Here is a 17,365-nt window from a genome sequence, read left to right on the forward strand (position 1 = left end):
TGAGAAGGAAATCCCACGGATGGATAATTTACTTGGCATACTGGCGCTGGCCATACTGGGCTATCTGTTCTGGCAGCAGAGGCGCCAGAGCGAGCTGGCCCAGCAATTTATCACTCAACGCTGCCAGCAGTTAGGCTTGCAGTTGCTGAGTGTCGCCAGAGGCTCGCACCGCCTGAAAGATGATGCCGGCAACTGGAGCTGGCAAACCCTGTACCTGTTTGAGTTTTCCGCTGACGGTGCTGATGCCTATCAGGGCTGTGCCACCTTCAAGGGGCTGCGTCCGGTACAGTTTTATGTGCCGCCGCACCATATGCCGGGCTGAACCGTTCCCGCGCCAATTTTTTCTTTTTGCCGACACACAAAATAAAACGGGCGCAACTTACGTTGCGCCCTTAGGTCTTACTTGCAGCAATCCGGCTACTCATAGGCTCCCTGCCTCATTCCTTTGATGCGCCGGAATCCGTCGGCGATTTTCCATTAAACGCTCATCCTGAACGTGTCCGTTGATCTCCTGATCCGTTACTTCATCCTGAAATAACTCTCTTCGACCTTCCTGGCGGTGTCCCTGCTTTCGTTCTGAAAGTATCCCTGTCTCTTCCTGAGCAGTGTCATCCTGAACATTGCAGCCGGCATCCCGCCATGTCCTGAACCGTCCTTAGCGTGAAAGCTATCCTCGCCTTCACTATCATCCTTAACCGACCCTGCTCCCTGGCCGTTATCCTGTTCCGTGTGTCAATTCCTTCGACACTTCTAAGACTACGATAATTACGCGCCGGACACAGCACAGTCACTGGCTTGCTCTTTTCCCTGCGATCAGGCCACAAGACAGAGAAAACATAAGGCAATGAATTAGTTAGTATATTTTTAGATTTGTGCGCGGAAAGAGATAATAGAAAACGCATATTTCTCACGTTTTTGTGAGAGATCGCTTACAAGATAGCAGGCAAAATATGAAGCGGGATGAAGCCTGAGCAGCCGTCGCAACTCAGTACCGCCAATACAGGGTATGAGACAAAGGAGCAGAAATGAGCTGACGGTCGGAGTGCGTGCTGTGATGCGCCCAGTTGCACCTTTCAGACATAAAAGAATGGGCGCAACTTGCGTTGCGCCCTTAGGTCTTACCTGTAGCTTCCTACTACTATGGTGCTCCCTGCATCATTCCTTTGTATGCTGTATCCTTCAGCGCTTCCCTTGTTGAACTTCATCCTGAAGTGTCCTGGTCTCCTGACCCGTTACCCATCCCGGGTGAACTCTCAACAGCCATCCTGGCGGTGTCCCTGGCTTCTCCTGAAGCATCATCCTTGTGTCATCCTGACGGCAAACATCCTGCTTGCACTGACTACATCCTGCAGTCTCCGAACTATCCATGTCAGCCCTCATCCTGAAGACTGTGTCTCTTCCTGAGACCGCCAACTCCGTGGCTCATGTTCCTGTTCCGTGTCAGCTCCTTCCGACAGGGTTAAGATTACGCGATATCCCGATGTGAACAAGCGCACATTGAGCGTCAGTTATCGCGCCGCATTGAGTCCGGCACGGCAAAACCAACATAAGCCCATGATAATAAACAGCTATCGACGTCTATTTAGGCTAACTGCCATAGCAAGACTTCAGTATGTCTTACATGCTTGTAAGCGATCTCGCACAAACCACAGAGACGAATTGACGGCTATTCCCCACTATACTTATGGCAAACACCAGTAGGGGGATAGCAAGATGGAAACATTCAGCCACGACTTACACAGTTTATTCAATCAGTTAGGAATGAATTCGTCCAAGGAATCGATAGAAGGCTTCATTCGCGACCATAATCTCAAACAAGACGAAACCCTCGCTCAGGCTGATTTCTGGCAACCCGCCCAGCGCCGTTTTCTCAAAGAATCGATTGCTGAAGATGCCGATTGGTGCGAAGTGATTGATCAATTAGACGCTTTGCTACGAAAATAAGTGAACCCGAGCCACTCTTTCAGGAAGAAGTATGTCATCTGCCATTACCGATGCGCTGGAGCGCGCCATATCCACACTCATCGCGGAAGGTAAAGAGCCCAGTGTCGCACTGGTGAAAGCCCGCCTGCGTGAGCCTTTGCCTATGCCTGTGATCATTCAGGCGCTGAAAAGCTGGAAACAGCATGCCAAAGTACCAGACATTAAAGCCAGCCAGGCAGCACCGGCCAGCGACAGCGAGCGCATTGCCGCCCTGGAGCAACAAGTCGCCAGTCTGACAGCACGCCTTGCCGCCCTGGAGCAGGCCCAGCAAGATAAATAACCTGTCTTGTTAAGCGCACTCACCGCCCGTTGCTTTGTGGTAACCGGCGGTGACTGCGTCGAACGGCGCATGGCGACCAAGGGGGTTGAACTACTGATAATCCCAGGACAGGTTGGACACCAGCCGACACGGGTCGCATTTGAAATGGAAAATACCGTGGATCGGCTCATCCACCCGCCAGGCTTGTCCGCATTTAGGGCAAGGACGATCCGCCTCATCTGACAGACTGACTCCACCCACCCGGTACTGATAATAATAGGTGGGCACTTTGGTCAGGTATTCAACCCTGCCGCGTAAATCCCAGCCACGGCGGAACAAATCACTGTCGGCATCGCGGATTTCATGCAGGGCGGCATGTTCGGCCTTACAGCCTCCGGCCATCTGAATTTCATCACAGGCTTGCCATTCGGTCTGCCATTTGACCAAGGCTTTATGATCGCCGTTAAAGGTCGCCGGAATCCGGTACAAAGGGATAGGCAATAAGCTGTCGCCGCTGCGCAGCGGCGAGCAGGTGTGCACATAAGTGGTATACAGCACCTGCCAGCCCGGTGCTTCTTCGGCCGTGGCTTCCGAATTGATATCACGCCCCAGGACTTTAATTTTCGGAGCCAGCAGACTGGCTTGTGTCAGCCGGTTGATACCCGCTTTGACCTGCGGACTGTGAAACTGGCTATGCAGGCTGGTTTTCTCCGGACAGACAGCCCGCACTTTAAACACGGCGTCATCCATCACGACTGGGAACTCCCGCCCCAGCACCTGGCCGTTATAGCGCAGCGCATCCATCAGGCCATTGATCGCCTGCTCCACCGCAGCGACAGTGGTGTTGTCAAAGCATTCAAACTGTAGCTCAACGACATACATGGCTTAACTCACCTTCACAACAGGCTCGAGCTGACGGATAAAGGTCTCGACATCGTACGCCAGCACCTCCCGGTCTGATTTGCCCAGCGTCTCGAGAATGACGTTGCCGGTCAGATTACAGATAGCAATTACCTGATCTTCTGCATCCATCACCCCGATAAAAACAGTCGGCTTGAGCTTCAGCCGGCGCTGAGTCACCAAGTGACCCAGGATGTTTTCCTGCAGGCGCTCATGATCCGACTCACTAAACACCTGCAGCAGGTCAAATTCCAGCGCCTTGAAACGGGCCGCCATATCGCCACTGAAAAAGCTGCCGTAAAACGCCGTAATATCCGGATGCAGACGAAGTTCAATACCGGTTTCAACCGCATCAAAACGGCCAGCTGGCTCACGCGCGACCGGCTGCCAGCTCACGGTATCGCCATTATCCGTTTCGATACAAGGGGATGTGAGGCCAATCAGATCGCTGCTGCAGGGCAGACAGGCGCGCTCATCGTGCCACACTTTAATAAAACGGGAAGAAAATTCAGCCAATGCGGCCGTTACAGGATGATTCATTCGCAACCTCAAGCAAGATTCAGTAAACTTTGCCTATTCTAATCCAAGTGTGTGTGTCCAGGACAATATGAGCAAATACAAAGACGCGAAAGAACTAGCCGGTTTAACTCTTGGCCAAAAAAGCGAATACAAAGATCAGTACGATCCCACTCTGCTGCAGGCCGTGCCGCGTAAGCTAAATCGTGATGATCTGTCGCTGAGCGACGACCTGCCATTCACCGGGTATGACATCTGGACCCTGTACGAGTTGTCCTGGCTCAACAGCAAAGGACTGCCTCAGGTGGCTATCGGTGAAGTGCGTCTGCCCGCCAGCAGCCCTAACCTGATTGAATCCAAATCTTTCAAACTCTTCCTGAACAGCCTGAACAATACCCGTTTCGGCAGCTGGCAGGAAGTGGCAGATATTCTGCAGAAAGATTTATCCGCCTGCGCCGGGATGGATGTGGACGTGACTATCCAGCCGCTGAGTGACTTTACCGATCAGCCTATCGTGGATTTTGCCGGTGAATGCATTGATGAGCAGGATATTGAAATTACCAGTTTCGACTTTGAACCTGAGCTGCTGAGCAATGCCGCCAGTGGCGAGGAAGTAGAGGAAGTGCTGCACAGCCATCTGCTGAAATCTAATTGCCTGATCACCAGTCAGCCAGACTGGGGCAGTGTGCGGATTGCCTATAAAGGCAAGCGGATCGATCGTGAAAAACTGCTGCGCTATCTGGTGTCTTTCCGCAATCACAATGAATTCCACGAACAGTGTGTTGAGCGGATCTTCATGGATCTGATGCGTTTTTGCCAGCCGGAGCGACTGACTGTTTACGCCCGCTACACCCGCCGTGGCGGTCTGGATATTAACCCTTACCGCACCAATCAGGGCAAGACGCCAAGCAACAACGATCGCATGGCACGTCAGTAAAGGCTCGCCCGCTTAGCAGTCAAGTCCGGCAAATCGCTTTACTTTGCTGGACTTGACGTCCTGAGCCAGTAATATGAGGGCCGTGTTTCCTGATGGATAAGTGCGCTATGAACTGTCGTGACTGGCTCTTCAGCATCCTGCTTTTGTTTCTCACCGCCCTGCCGGCTCAGGCGAAGATTTATGCCACCCCTATTCTGGCCGATGCCGATCTCCTGTTGGAAACCAGCCCGGAAAAAGCGCTGGAGATCACCGAACGCTACCTGAACCAACGTCGCCTCAGTGTGCCTGTCGACAGCTCTCGCGTCCATGTTAATGAAGAAACTGACCACTCTATCCGCACCCCGCTGAGCACCATCAATGCGCTGCAAATAAAAGCCAGAGCGCAGTCTTTGCTCAATGCGCAAAGCGACGCCATTCGCACCATCAACGAAGCCGAAGCACTGGCGGTTGACAACGCATTCAACTATACGCTGCTCGAAACCCAGCTCATCCATGCCGATATTCTATGGCACGGGATGGGCGATGCCTCCTCCGCGGCGGCCCGGCTGGATAAAATCGATCAGGTCATCGCCGGCGATGAGAAACTGCAACGCAGCGAACAAATCAAAATTCTGCAGTATCAGTTGCTGATGCTGCGTGCCGATATCGAATCTACCCTTGGCGATGAAAGACAGGCAGAGAAAATGTATATCCGTGCCAAGCGCGACCTGTCTGAGCTTGATAACGCCAAAGAGGAAATCAACTTCCTGCTCAATCACGGGATGCATTATCTTCGGCACCAGCACTATGATCTGGCCCTGGATCGTTTGCTGAGCGGCTACTGGCTGGCGCAGGAAAATGACGATCACGGCAAAATGGCGATCGCCAACCTGGAGCTGGCCACGCTCTATGAAGAGCGCAAAGTCTTTGACAAAGCACTGGAACACGCGACGCAGGCAGGGGAGTTTTTCGAGCACTTCAATCGCACCATCCCTCTGGCCCGCACCCTGGCGCTGATAGCCAATATTTACGAACAGCAGGGCCGCTACAACCTTGCACTGGTGCATTACTTCAATGCGTTAGACCAGGAAAACCAGCTTCGCTTACCCACGCGCTCCTCCAAGCTGCGCCTGAGTATCGCCCGCGTTTATCTCAAACTCTATAACTACCCGAAAACCGAACAATACCTGCACCATGCCCGCCAGCTGGCGCAGGAAAGCGATGATGAAATCACCCTGATCAAGACACAGCTGCTCCAGGGACAGCTTGAGCTGGCAGAAGATAAAACCGCGCAGGCGATCTCGACCATTCAGGCGGCCCTGCTGGCGGCCAGCCGTTTGCCCAAAGCACAGCCTGCTCTGCAAATGCAGGGAGAAATCAGCCTGTCGGCCGCATTTGAGAAGCAGAAAGACTATTACAACGCCCTGCTGAGCCAGCGCCGCTATGAGCAGTTGTATGCCTCTTTGCAGGAAAATCAGGTGAAAAGTAATGCCGAAGTGTTCCGCCAGCAGCAACGCATGATGGCGCGGGCACTGCAGTTAGAAGAACTGGAACGACAGCAATTCACCCAGGAAAAAGCCCTGTACCAGCAAAAGAATATCACCACAGTGCTGTTCATCGCCCTGCTGCTGGCCCTGTTGGTGCTCTGGTACCGTCACCGCTCTGCACGCCGCTGGCGGGAACGCCTGACACTGCTGCGGGATGAATTCTACACCCACCCCCGCAGCGGCCTGCGCAACCTGAGAATGCTCAATGCCAGACTCTCCAGCTCGCTGCAGCAGAGCAGTGCGCATTTCGAGCAGTGGCACCTGGGAGAGATCATCAACGAACCTCTGAGCGACCGATTGCGCTTTGCCCTGTTTGAAGTCCCGCTACTCAAACATGTCTATCTGGAACATGGCTACCAGCAGGGACTGGAGCTGGAACGCCAGTTTGGTGATTACCTCAAAGCCCAGATTTGCGAGCCGGCCCGCCTGTACCATTTTTCCGATGCCATGTTCCTGTACATAGAGCCAAACTCGCGCCTTGAAAGTGCGCCTCAGCAGCTGGCAGATTCCATCAAACAACTGGTGGACAATTTCATGAACGACAGGCAGCTCGACAGCCGGGTACGAATAGGGATGGCCGAGTACCCTTTCCTGCCCCGGGCCTGTACCGCCATCAATGATCAGGAACTGATCGACATTCTGCTGATGGCCACCCATGCCGCCCGTCAGATAAGCAAAACCGAAACCGGCAGCCAATGGGTGCACCTGAGTGCCATTGAAGCAGCCCCGGCCGCCAGTTTCGCCGGCGAGAATATCCGCCGCGCATGCATACTGGCGATGGACAAAGGGTTGGTCAGGGTGCAGACCTCCTCCCATCAGGAATATGACTGGCGTCGGCACCTCTGAGGAAAAAACGCTCAGTATTTCCGCTGTTTAGAGGTACAAAGATCACGAAATAGCATAAAAAGCACGCGAGCGTTTGTGTCTGGGAAAACAAGCCGTTAATAATGTTCAACTCATCAGAACATTTTTGCTAACATCCGAGCTTGCACAGCGCCTGGCGCTGGGTGTAACGGATGTTTAGATAAGGTAATCATTAGTCGACGTGACTGCGAAATATAATGCAGCTTCTGATGTGAGTGAATTGAAGCTGCGTTTGGATCAGGCTCAATTGTCCTACCGCGATGTGTCATTAAAATCGCGTCGTGAGATCGTTATTTTAAAACGCCTGATTGCCCGTATGTCCGTCGCCTGTAAAGGCTTGGATAGCGAGCTGGACAAACGGCTTGATTCCCTGCGTACCGATCTTGAGCAAAACAAAGATATCAGCAAGATTGTGCCGCATCTGGCCCAGGTCGAACGGTTATTGCTCCGGCAAACCTCCACCCATTCGACCATGGAACGCCTGTCTGATCTGATCCGGCAAAGCTCTGAAAGCCTGAAACGCATCCCGGCCCTGCCGGTTCAGCTCAAACGCGACATCCATGATCTTCTGTCCCAGGCGCCTGATTCACTTCACCACAGCCACCAGCAAATCACCCAACTGTTCGGTCTGTATGATCGCGCCCTGAAACTACTGACAGTGCCTGTCAGCATCGAACGTGAATCACGCTCAAAAGACAACGATTTACAGCATAAGCTGTGCAACGAGCTGCAACAGATCATCACAGAGCTGGATGCTGAGGGTGAATCCGGCGAACAGTTACTGGCCATACGGCACCAATTGCTCGCCGGTGTCGAGCCCATTTCGCTGGTCGAACTGTGCCTGGATGTGTTGCGATTGGCGCTGGACAGCTTTATTCACGAACGCCGCCATTCGCAAAAATTTCTTGATGTCATCAGCGGCGATCTGGCGGCACTGGAACAAACGACGCGCCAGACCGCCGATCAGGGGCAAGCGCTGCACAAGCACCGCGCTGAACTGACTGCCGAGCTTGGCCAACTGTCTGACCGCTTTCACCACGCACTGACACAATACACCAACCTGGAAAGCTGGCGCGGCGCCGCGCATGCTCTTGATACCTCACTCAGGCAACTGGTCGAGCGCCAGCGCTCGCTTGAAAACCGTGAACAGGCGCTGCTGGAGCAACTGCATTACCACCAGAATCGTGCCGAGCACCTGTATCAGCAAACGCAGAACCAGCATCGTCAGATTGAAGATCTGCAACGCCGGATATTCCTTGACCCGCTGACCCGTGTTTATAACCGGGCGGCTTTTCATGACCGGCTGGAGCACGAATACCGCCGCTGGATTCGCTATCAGCACCCGCTGTGCCTGGCCATTGTCAATATCGATCACTTCGGGGATCTCAATGACAACTATGGTTTCCAGGCTGGCGACAAAGTGCTGAAGATTATCGCCCGTACTGTGCACCAGCATCTCAGAGATACCGACTTTATTGCCCGGGTCGGCAATGACGAGTTCATGCTGATCCTGCCAGATATCGCCGAAGATGAACGTCATCGCCGGCTGTCCGGTATTCGTGAAGCCATTTTGCAGCTCCCCTTCCGGTTCAGGGAAAAGAACGTCACCATTTCGGCCTCTATCGGCGCGACGCTGTTTGATGACACCGACACCCCAGGCAAGGTGATCGAACGGGGACAAAAGGCCCTGAGCAGCGCGAAACACGCTGGCCGCAACCATCTGATTTGGATCGCTTAATCACTGATTACTCACTTAGCCGCCGGCAAATCCAAGCTCTAACCTACTGCTACACAAACTCTTTTTTTTCTCCCTGCCCTAGGCAAACCCTGTAAGCCTGTGTATGTTCAATAGTACGGGTCAGGAAAATGCCCGGTATTTCCATCCGCGGTCGATCTTTTATCCGCCAGGAAAATCGCTTACATACAGAAGCTTCAGCCTCTGTATTCGTCTCCAGGGAGGTAAGCATGATTACACACATCAGCCCGGTTGGTGCGATGACACTGCTGTCGCAACTCGAAGTTGACAGCCTGAAGGCCACAGCGGCCAGCGACCTGTATCGCCTGTACCGCAACTGTTCACTGGCTGTGCTTAATTCAGGCAGTAACAGTGACGATTCCAACGCACTGCTGGAACTCAATAAGTCATTTGATATCAATGTACTGAGAAGAGAACGCGGGATAAAACTCGAACTCAAAGATCCACCCGAGCACGCCTTTGTCGACGGTAAAATTATTCGCGGTATTCAGGAGCACCTGTTTGCCGTGCTGAGGGACATTATTTACGTCAACGTACACGTTAACCAGCGCAACGATTTAAACCTGACCAGTGCACCGCACATCACCAATTTCATCTTCAGTATTTTGCGTAACGCCCAGACAGTCCGCTCACGGGAAGATCCCAATATCGTGGTCTGCTGGGGGGGTCACTCCATTAACCCGGAAGAATATCAATACACCCGGGATGTCGGCCACCAGTTAGGATTACGTGAGATGAATATCTGCACCGGCTGCGGGCCCGGTGCCATGGAAGGGCCAATGAAAGGGGCCGCCATCGGCCATGCCCAGCAAAGATACGGTAAAAGCCGCTTTATCGGCCTGACCGAACCGTCCATCATTGCCGCCGAGCCACCCAACCCTATCGTCAATGAGCTGGTGATCATGCCAGACATTGAAAAGCGGCTGGAAGCCTTTGTCCGTGTCGGTCACGGTATCATCATCTTCCCCGGGGGAGCCGGAACCGCCGAGGAGCTGCTGTACATCATAGGTATTCTGATGCATCCGGAAAATCAGGATCAACCTTTGCCTGTGGTGCTCACAGGTCCGAGAAGCAGTGAGCCGTATTTCCGCACCCTGGACAGCTTCGTGCGCGATACCTTGGGTGAAGAAGCAACCAAACATTATCAGATAGTCATAGATGACCCGGCGAAAGTGGCCCGCATCATGAAAGCGGCGATGCCGCAAACCAAAGAATACCGTCAGGAAACCGGGGATGCGTATTGTTACAACTGGTCGCTGAAAATCCCGCCGGAATTTCAGTTGCCCTTTGAACCCAACCACGAGGCCATGGGCAGTCTGGATCTGCACTTCAACCAGCGGCCGGAACAGCTTGCCGCCAATTTACGCCGTGCTTTTTCCGGTATTGTCGCCGGCAACGTCAAAGAAGAAGGGATCAAAGAAATTGAGCGCAAAGGCCCCTTCCTGATCAACGGCGATCCATCCCTGATGAAGCGCATGGATAAGCTGCTCAAAAATTTCGTCGCTCAGCGACGCATGAAACTGCCGGGCAGCGAATATATTCCCTGCTACCGGATCCTCACTCACCCCGACATGGTGAAATAATTTGCCATGCAACGTAGAATACAGGGCCAGCAGGCCCTGTTTTACTATTGTTGATATATATGTCCATACACTTAGTCGTCATTGATGCCCTCAACCTGATCCGCCGTGTGCATGCCGCCCAGCCGGGCGAGCCCGATATCGCCAACACCAGTAAAGTGTGCTGTCAGGCGCTGGGTAAAATTATTGCCATCAGCCAGCCAACCCATATCGTGGCGGTGTTTGACCATCATGGTGATGACAGAGGCTGGCGGGCTGAACTGTTGCCCAATTATAAAGAAGGGCGCAAACCTATGCCGCCGGAACTGCAGGCAGGGATGGAGCAGATACAGGACGATTTCATGGCGCTGGGCGTCGACTCACTGCTGTCTGACGGCGATGAAGCCGATGATCTAATTGCCACTCTGGCGCTCAAAGTAGCGGACCATGGCGGTCAGGTCACCATAGTGTCAACCGACAAAGGCTACTGCCAGCTGTTGCGCCCGACTGTGATGATCCGTGATTACTTCCAGCAGCGATGGCTTGACAGCCCCTTCATCGCAAAAGAATTCGGGGTCCGTCCTGAGCAGTTGCCCGATTACTGGGGACTGGCGGGGATCAGCTCAAGCAAAATTCCGGGCGTACCGGGAATCGGCCCCAAAGCGGCGTGTGAATTGTTACAACATTACCCGGATCTCGACAGCATTTTGTCCGCAGACGATCTCCCGGAGAAGTGGCGCAAGAAAATCGAACCCAACCAAGACAGCGCAAGAGCCAGTAAAGCGGTTGCCAGGCTGAAAACCGATTTAGAGCTTGGCTTTAATTTGCAGGATATCCGATTTCAGCTGGCGGGCTGAGCAGCCCGCCAGCTATCAGATCGACTAGTCTGATCGGCTAGTGAGGATGACGGTTATCCAGACTCTGGATATGGACCGTGATTTCTTCGCGGTCATGGTAGAGGTGCTTGGCCTGCAGGCGGAATTTCATGCCATTCTGAATCAGAAAGACTTTCAGATTTTCAATATCCTGCAGTACTTCTTCATAGCGGCCTTTCATGGGCAGTTTCAGGTTAAAGATGGTTTCTTTGGCCCAACCCTTAATCAGCCACTGCCCCACCAAATGCGCGACCCGGGCCGGTTTTTCAACCATGTCACACACCAGCCAGGTCACGTTTTTACGGGGCGGCTCAAACTTAAAGCCATCCACCATGTGATGCTTCACCTGCCCCGTATCCATCAGACTCTGGGCCATTTGCCCGTTATCGATAGCATGGACAAACATGGAGCGCTTCACCAGCTGATAGGTCCAGCCACCAGGGCAAGCCCCGAGATCCACGCCCCACATGCCAGAGGCCAGTCGCTCATCCCACTCTTCACGCGGAATAAAGACATGAAATGCCTCTTCCAGCTTGAGGGTAGAACGGCTTGGCGCATCCGCCGGGAACTTCAGCCGCGGGATCCCCATGAAAAATGGTGAGTTGTTATTGGTGTAGGAATAACCGATAAAACAGCAGCCCGGTTCAGTGAAGCACAAGTGCAACACCGGCTTTTTCGGGTTATCTTTGGCGTACAAAGCCCCCTGCTTACGAAATGCCTGACGCAATGGCACAGTAAACTTGCGGCAGAACTTCAGCAGTTCTTTGGCTTCGTTGGTGTCCGGGGTTTCAACCCGCAGATCGCCACAACGCGGCAAGGCTTCCGCCTCAGCCAGAATAGGACTGATACGATCATCGGTCGGTAAATCTTCCAGACGTGCTGTCACTACCAGCATCTGACGGGCAAAAATCAGCTCAGAAAACGGCTGTAGTTGCACGAACTTATCAGCATCCCCTGCCTGATAAAATTCAAACAGTACATAACCGGTATTTTTCTTCGCACGCGGAAAGCCAAACAATTCGAGTTTATTGGCTTTATCCTGCACCTCTCCGGCACATTCGTTTTCAAATCCCTGACGGCAGTACAACAGAACCTGATTCACCACGAGTCCTCACGCAGAACGCCAGGCCGCCACAGCAAGTGACAACCAGGCTAGAATAAAACACAGTCCCCCCAGTGGTGTTACGGGACCAAGCCACTTCATCCCCGTCAATGCCAGCAGATAAAGGCTGCCACTGAACAGACAGATCCCCACTGCAAATAACAGGGCCGCGTATGATAGCGCTTTTGCAGAAAAATTGCGTGCCCAAATACCGCAGCCCAACAACGCCAGACTGTGCCAGAGCTGGTAATCCACCCCTGTCTTAAAAACATCCAGCAAATTCGGACTCAGTTGCCCTTTCAGTCCGTGAGCGGCAAAGGCTCCCAAACCTACCCCAATGGCACCGCTGATCGCGGCAAAAACAATCATACTCCGGCTTTGCATTCACTCTGTCCTTCTGTGTTGTGATTCATGGAATGATCTCAGTTTGATACGCACTGGTGAATAAAGCGGGCCAGTACATCGACAGCCTGCGCCAGATTACCGGCTTCGCTAAAACCCGAGGCTTTGCGTGGTTTGAAGCTGTGGTCACCGTCCGGCAGAAAAGACAGCGTCACTGTGTCGGCATAGCTCCACCCTTCCACCTCACTGCGGGTACCAAAGGTATCGCGCTCGCCCTGCAGAATCAGGGTCGGGACAGCGATTGTTTTCAGATGATCGCCGCGAAAATTCTCCGGTTTGCCCGGCGGATGAAACGGGAACCCCAGACAAGCGACGCCGCAGACCTTGTCCTGACAGCTGTGGACATCCGGTGTCGATTCGGCAGCTTCCGTCACCATCAGGCTGGCCATACGGCCGCCCATTGATTTGCCGCCGATCACCAGCGGCCCTTGCGGGCTGAAATGGTCAATATGGCGCTGAAAATCCACCAGCAGCTTTGGCTGCCGGTCCGGTGGACGCTTTTTGCCGTCTTCCCGCCGTTTCACCATATAAGGAAAATCAAAACGCACCACGCGAATCCCTTCGGCGGCCAACCCTTGGGCAACCGCCGTCATAAACGCATGATCCATCCCGGCGCCGGCGCCGTGGGCAAACAGAAAGGTGGCAGCAAACTGGCCGTTTTCTGGTGTCGTTATCAGATATTCCACAGATTTCCTCTCATACTCGATTGCCAGACTGAGCCAGAGTTACTGGCCCACCCTGATGTTTAATCGCGGATCGACCAGTGCAGAACCGACAACACAGACCCGGACTAACGCTGATGGGATCAGGCCATGGCCTCAGCCTGATATTCAGGCTGAGGGATCGGGCCCTCTTCCTGTTCTTTACGGGCTTTCTCCAGCACCCAGTCACGGAAGATCTGAATCCGGCCGGTTTCGGCCTGCTTTTCCTGACACACCAGATAGAAGGCATTTTTGCTCAGCAAAGCTTCATCAAACGGACAGACCAGCCGGCCGGCTTCCAGCTCAGGCTGCGCCAGCACATTGTTGGCCAGTGCAATCCCCTGACTGTGGATCGCGGCCTGCAACACCATAGTCGAGTGGCTGAAAATCGGCCCCTGATTGACATTGGCGCCCGGAATATCGAACTCGCGCATGTAGTTTTTCCATTCCTTGCGCGAGCCGTCATGTAACAGGGTGTGCTTTTGCAGATCAGCCAGGGTGTCCAGCGGCTTAGGGCCACTGAGCAGCATAGGGGAACAGACAGGCACCAGAAATTCCTGATACAGCCGGTCGCAACGCAGCCCCGGCCAGTTGCCGCGGCCATAATAAATCGCCACATCCACATCATCAGTCAAAGAGCCTTCATCCAGATCCACCGCTTTGATTCTGACATCGACATCAGGATGCTGCTGATTAAAGTCACTCAGCCTGGGCACCAGCCACTGGATGGCAAAACTGGGAGATAAACTAATGGTCAGCGCCCCTTTTGAACCCCGTTCCAACACTTTGTCGGTGGCATCGGAAATGGCACTGAAGATATCTTTCAGATCGAGAAAATACCCTTGCCCCTCTTCGGTCAGCAACAAGGAACGGTTACGCCGGCGAAACAGCTTCAGGCCCAGAAATTCCTCCAGTGCTTTAATCTGGTGGCTGACCGCGGCCTGTGTAACAAACAGCTCCTCCGCCGCCCGGGTAAAACTCAGGTGCCGGGCGGCAGCCTCAAATACTTTCAGCGAATTAAGTGGTGGGAGTCGTCTTGACATAATGTCCTGCCATACTGGTTGCATTAGTTTTTTTTATCCAGGTCATTATAAATTGTCGATTGTTCAAGTACCACAGAAACCCTAAGATTGGCGCCGCAATCTCAAGGGTAAAACGCTGTAATTTTGCTTAATTGCAGAATTGTTTATCAGCTTTTGTTACCCCTCAGGTTGCAATGTTGTGTTTGCATATTGCCCGGTCTCTTCTGGGCGGGTAGCCGGAGTGCTACCGATTTACTTCCTGTTTTTTGACCTGTCTGTCAAAACTTCTTTATGGCACTGCGCCCCAACGCGGTGCCATTTTTTTATGCGATCGGCTCTGCTTCCCTTGCCTCAGTGGCCAATAATGAGGATGATCCGCTTTACCGGCTACCAACGAGTTTAAGCATGACTGCGCCATTTGACATTCAGACTATCCGCGCCCAGTTTCCTGCTGTTCAGCAGGATACAGACCATCCCATTGTCTATCTGGACAGTGCGGCGACCGCGCAGAAACCACTGGCGATGATCCAGACGCTGGACAATTACTATCGCTACCAGAATGCGAACGTTCATCGTGGCAGCCACCAACTGACCGCCAGCCTGACGCAGCGTTTCGAACAGGCCAGAGAGACGGTGCGCCAGTTCATTCACGCCAGCAGCCCGAAAGAGATCATCTGGACCCGCGGGGCAACGGAAGCCTTAAACCTGATCGCCCAAACCTGGGCCCGCAGCACCCTGCAACCGGGCGATGAGATACTGGTCAGCGAACTGGAACACCATGCCAATATAGTGCCCTGGCAGATAGTTGCCGAGCAGACAGGGGCGAAAGTCGTCAAGCTGCCTATGCTGCCTGACTGCACATTGGACATGGCTGCCTTTCACCAGCGGCTGACGGCCAGAACCCGGATCGTGGCAGTCGCACATGTCACCAATGTGTCCGGCACGCGAAACCCGGTAGAGGCCATTATCACAGCGGCGCATGCGAAAAACGCCATAGTGGTTATCGACGGTGCGCAGGGCATAGTGCATGAAGAGGTTAACGTTCAGGCGCTGGATGCCGATTTCTATGTTTTCTCAGGCCACAAACTGTTTGGTCCGTCTGGTATCGGCGTGCTGTACGGCAAACAGGCACTGCTGGAAGCCATGCCGCCCTGGCATGGGGGAGGAAAAATGGTGGAAAAGGTGTCGTTTGACGGCACACAGTTCACCGGTTTGCCGGGCAAATTTGAAGCCGGCACCCCCAATATTTCCGGGGTCATCGCCTTCGCAGCCACCCTGCACTGGCTGAACAGTATTGACCGACAGGGCGCGGAAGCGCATATCCGGCACCTGTGCCAGCTTGCCATCGAGGGCATTAAAGACATTGAAGGTCTGCGGATTATCGGCCTGCAGCCCAATACCAGTCTGTTTTCGTTTGTGGTTGACGGCATTCACCATCAGGACATTGCCACCCTGCTCGACCAGCAAGGGGTGACGCTGCGTGCCGGCAATCACTGTGCGCACCCTATGCTGGATGCGCTGGGGTTAACCGGGACTTTGCGTGTCTCTTTTGCCCTCTATAATAGCGAAGAAGACGTCGCCTGCTTTGTCGCGGCTTTGCACAAAGCCTGTGACATGCTGTAACCAGAGAGAGTGTCCATGACAGTATTCACCGATTTACCGAGCCATCCGTTCGGCACCACCATTACCCCTGATGACATTCTGGCCAGGATGCAGGCAAGCAGCGGCTGGGAAGACAGATACCGCCATGTGATTCAGTTTGGCAAGCAACTGCCCGCTTTGCCGGAGACGCTGAAACGCGAGGAAGTGAAAATCAGTGGCTGTGAAAGTCAGGTGTGGCTGGTTCAGCACAGTGAAAACGGTCATTACCATTTCGCCGCCGATTCCGACGCCAGAATTGTCAAAGGGCTGATTTGTCTGGTGCTGGCCGCCTACGAGGGAAAAACTGCAGAGCAGATTCTGGGGTTTGACATCGACGGGTATTTCGAACAGCTGGGATTACTGGCGCACCTGAGTCCATCTCGCAGCAACGGCCTGAAAGCCATTGTCGACGCCATTATCACTAACGTGAGCCGCTGACACACGGCTCACGCAGCGGCGGCTGTCAGCGGTGTTTTTCAATCAGTTTTTGCAAAATGCGGGAGACCGCCACAAATCCGAAGGTCGCGGTGACCATAGTGGCCGCGCCAAAGCCGGTTGCACAATCCATGCGTTTCGGGCCTTCCGCGGTCGATTTGGCCTCACAGACACTGCCGTCAGCCTGAGGGTATTTGAGCTGCTCGGTTGAGAACACACAGTCGATGCCAAATTTGCGCGCCGGATTTTTGCTGAAGTTGTAGAAGCGGCGCAGCATATTGCGGATTTTCGCCGCCAGCGGATCCTGAATGGTTTTGGCCAGATCCGCGATCTGGATCTGGGTCGGATCAATCTGGCCGCCCGCACCGCCTGTGGTAATTACCTTGATTTTATTTCGCTTACAGAACGCCAGCAACGCCGCTTTGGGTTTGACACTATCAATCGCATCCAGCACGTAATCAAACTGACTGCCGATGTACTCGGGGATATTTTCCGGGGTAATAAAATCGTCAATCAGGTTCACTTGGCAGTCCGGATTGATTAACGTAATCCGCTCTGCCATCACCTCAATCTTACTGCGGCCTACCGTCCCCGACATGGCATGGATCTGACGGTTGATGTTAGTCACACAGACATCATCCATGTCGATCAGCGTCAGTTGGCCGATACCAGAGCGGGCCAGGGCTTCGGCAGCCCAGGAACCGACACCGCCGATGCCAATCACACAGACATGAGCAGCCCTCAGGATCTCAACTTCCTGATGACCATACAAACGGCGGGTGCCGCCAAAACGCTGGTTATAATTGTCTGATGCTGGAGTGTCGGGATGCTGCATAACGGCCTGTCAGAGTGTGTTGAGAATGAGCGCGTTTTTATACGCGCTCTGC

At 53.6% G+C, this 17,365-nt stretch carries 17 protein-coding genes; 10 read left to right on the forward strand and 7 right to left on the reverse strand.

The annotated features are described in order from the left end of the window. Nucleotides 1-19 precede the first annotated feature (19 nt). The 3 genes from P0Y67_RS09705 to P0Y67_RS09715 all read left to right on the forward strand — a co-directional run bounded on the left by P0Y67_RS09705 (nucleotide 20) and on the right by P0Y67_RS09715 (nucleotide 2,263). A complete protein-coding gene (locus tag P0Y67_RS09705) occupies nucleotides 20-322 on the forward strand; it encodes a DUF3301 domain-containing protein (protein WP_027251655.1) in 303 nt (100 codons plus the stop codon). 1,391 nt (nucleotides 323-1,713) lie between these two features. After that, the gene (locus tag P0Y67_RS09710) at nucleotides 1,714-1,944 is read left to right on the forward strand and encodes a DUF2789 domain-containing protein (RefSeq protein ID WP_027251653.1); all 231 of its coding nucleotides are present in this window, start codon (nucleotides 1,714-1,716) and stop codon (nucleotides 1,942-1,944) included. Between the two features lie 31 nt (nucleotides 1,945-1,975). Then, entirely contained in the window at nucleotides 1,976-2,263 is a 288-nt protein-coding gene (locus tag P0Y67_RS09715) for a hypothetical protein (protein WP_342391714.1), read from the forward strand. Nucleotides 2,264-2,353: 90 nt separating this feature from the next. Here P0Y67_RS09715 and P0Y67_RS09720 read toward each other — a convergent pair whose 3' ends face one another. Then, nucleotides 2,354-3,124 (reverse strand): Zn-ribbon-containing protein, encoded by a 771-nt coding sequence (locus tag P0Y67_RS09720; protein WP_342391715.1) that lies wholly within the window; start codon nucleotides 3,122-3,124, stop codon nucleotides 2,354-2,356. A gap of 3 nt (nucleotides 3,125-3,127) precedes the next feature. Continuing rightward, entirely contained in the window at nucleotides 3,128-3,682 is a 555-nt protein-coding gene (syd, locus tag P0Y67_RS09725) for a SecY-interacting protein (protein ID WP_342391716.1), read from the reverse strand. Nucleotides 3,683-3,749: 67 nt separating this feature from the next. On the opposite strand from syd, the gene queF reads away from it, so the two are divergent. The 5 genes from queF (at nucleotide 3,750) to xni (ending at nucleotide 11,157) form a co-directional block, all read left to right on the forward strand. Further along, a complete protein-coding gene (gene queF, locus P0Y67_RS09730) occupies nucleotides 3,750-4,595 on the forward strand; it encodes an NADPH-dependent 7-cyano-7-deazaguanine reductase QueF (protein WP_342391717.1) in 846 nt (281 codons plus the stop codon). A gap of 107 nt (nucleotides 4,596-4,702) precedes the next feature. Continuing rightward, nucleotides 4,703-6,967 carry a tetratricopeptide repeat protein gene (locus P0Y67_RS09735; RefSeq protein ID WP_342391718.1) on the forward strand — a complete coding sequence of 755 codons (2,265 nt, stop codon included), beginning with the start codon at nucleotides 4,703-4,705 and terminating at the stop codon, nucleotides 6,965-6,967. Nucleotides 6,968-7,196: 229 nt separating this feature from the next. Then, nucleotides 7,197-8,723: a diguanylate cyclase domain-containing protein gene (locus P0Y67_RS09740; protein WP_342391719.1), complete on the forward strand. Its 1,527-nt coding sequence runs from the start codon at nucleotides 7,197-7,199 to the stop codon at nucleotides 8,721-8,723. Nucleotides 8,724-8,950: 227 nt separating this feature from the next. Continuing rightward, complete coding sequence (gene ppnN / locus P0Y67_RS09745) at nucleotides 8,951-10,324, forward strand: nucleotide 5'-monophosphate nucleosidase PpnN (RefSeq protein WP_342391720.1); 1,374 nt, start codon at nucleotides 8,951-8,953, stop codon at nucleotides 10,322-10,324. 59 nt (nucleotides 10,325-10,383) lie between these two features. Continuing rightward, nucleotides 10,384-11,157 carry a flap endonuclease Xni gene (xni, locus tag P0Y67_RS09750; RefSeq protein WP_342391721.1) on the forward strand — a complete coding sequence of 258 codons (774 nt, stop codon included), beginning with the start codon at nucleotides 10,384-10,386 and terminating at the stop codon, nucleotides 11,155-11,157. A 37-nt stretch (nucleotides 11,158-11,194) separates the two neighbouring features. Here xni and rlmM read toward each other — a convergent pair whose 3' ends face one another. From rlmM to P0Y67_RS09770, 4 genes are all read right to left on the reverse strand, one after another. Then, the gene (rlmM, locus tag P0Y67_RS09755) at nucleotides 11,195-12,277 is read right to left on the reverse strand and encodes a 23S rRNA (cytidine(2498)-2'-O)-methyltransferase RlmM (protein WP_342391722.1); all 1,083 of its coding nucleotides are present in this window, start codon (nucleotides 12,275-12,277) and stop codon (nucleotides 11,195-11,197) included. 9 nt (nucleotides 12,278-12,286) lie between these two features. Beyond that, nucleotides 12,287-12,661, reverse strand: coding sequence for a DUF423 domain-containing protein (locus P0Y67_RS09760; protein ID WP_337112904.1), 375 nt, complete (start codon nucleotides 12,659-12,661; stop codon nucleotides 12,287-12,289). 38 nt (nucleotides 12,662-12,699) lie between these two features. After that, nucleotides 12,700-13,365, reverse strand: a complete 666-nt coding sequence (locus P0Y67_RS09765; protein WP_446728823.1) for an alpha/beta fold hydrolase — start codon at nucleotides 13,363-13,365, stop codon at nucleotides 12,700-12,702. Between the two features lie 119 nt (nucleotides 13,366-13,484). Beyond that, complete coding sequence (locus tag P0Y67_RS09770; protein WP_342391723.1) at nucleotides 13,485-14,423, reverse strand: transcriptional regulator GcvA; 939 nt, start codon at nucleotides 14,421-14,423, stop codon at nucleotides 13,485-13,487. A gap of 384 nt (nucleotides 14,424-14,807) precedes the next feature. Here P0Y67_RS09770 and csdA point away from each other — a divergent pair, with 384 nt between their 5' ends. Next, nucleotides 14,808-16,025, forward strand: a complete 1,218-nt coding sequence (gene csdA, locus P0Y67_RS09775) for a cysteine desulfurase CsdA (protein ID WP_342391724.1) — start codon at nucleotides 14,808-14,810, stop codon at nucleotides 16,023-16,025. 15 nt (nucleotides 16,026-16,040) lie between these two features. Next, the gene (csdE, locus tag P0Y67_RS09780) at nucleotides 16,041-16,481 is read left to right on the forward strand and encodes a cysteine desulfurase sulfur acceptor subunit CsdE (protein ID WP_342391725.1); all 441 of its coding nucleotides are present in this window, start codon (nucleotides 16,041-16,043) and stop codon (nucleotides 16,479-16,481) included. A gap of 25 nt (nucleotides 16,482-16,506) precedes the next feature. Here csdE and tcdA read toward each other — a convergent pair whose 3' ends face one another. After that, nucleotides 16,507-17,313 carry a tRNA cyclic N6-threonylcarbamoyladenosine(37) synthase TcdA gene (tcdA, locus tag P0Y67_RS09785; protein WP_342391726.1) on the reverse strand — a complete coding sequence of 269 codons (807 nt, stop codon included), beginning with the start codon at nucleotides 17,311-17,313 and terminating at the stop codon, nucleotides 16,507-16,509. Nucleotides 17,314-17,365: the final 52 nt, after the last annotated feature.

This window comes from Photobacterium sp. SP02, from assembly GCF_038519165.1.
GTDB lineage: Bacteria > Pseudomonadota > Gammaproteobacteria > Enterobacterales > Vibrionaceae > Photobacterium > Photobacterium halotolerans.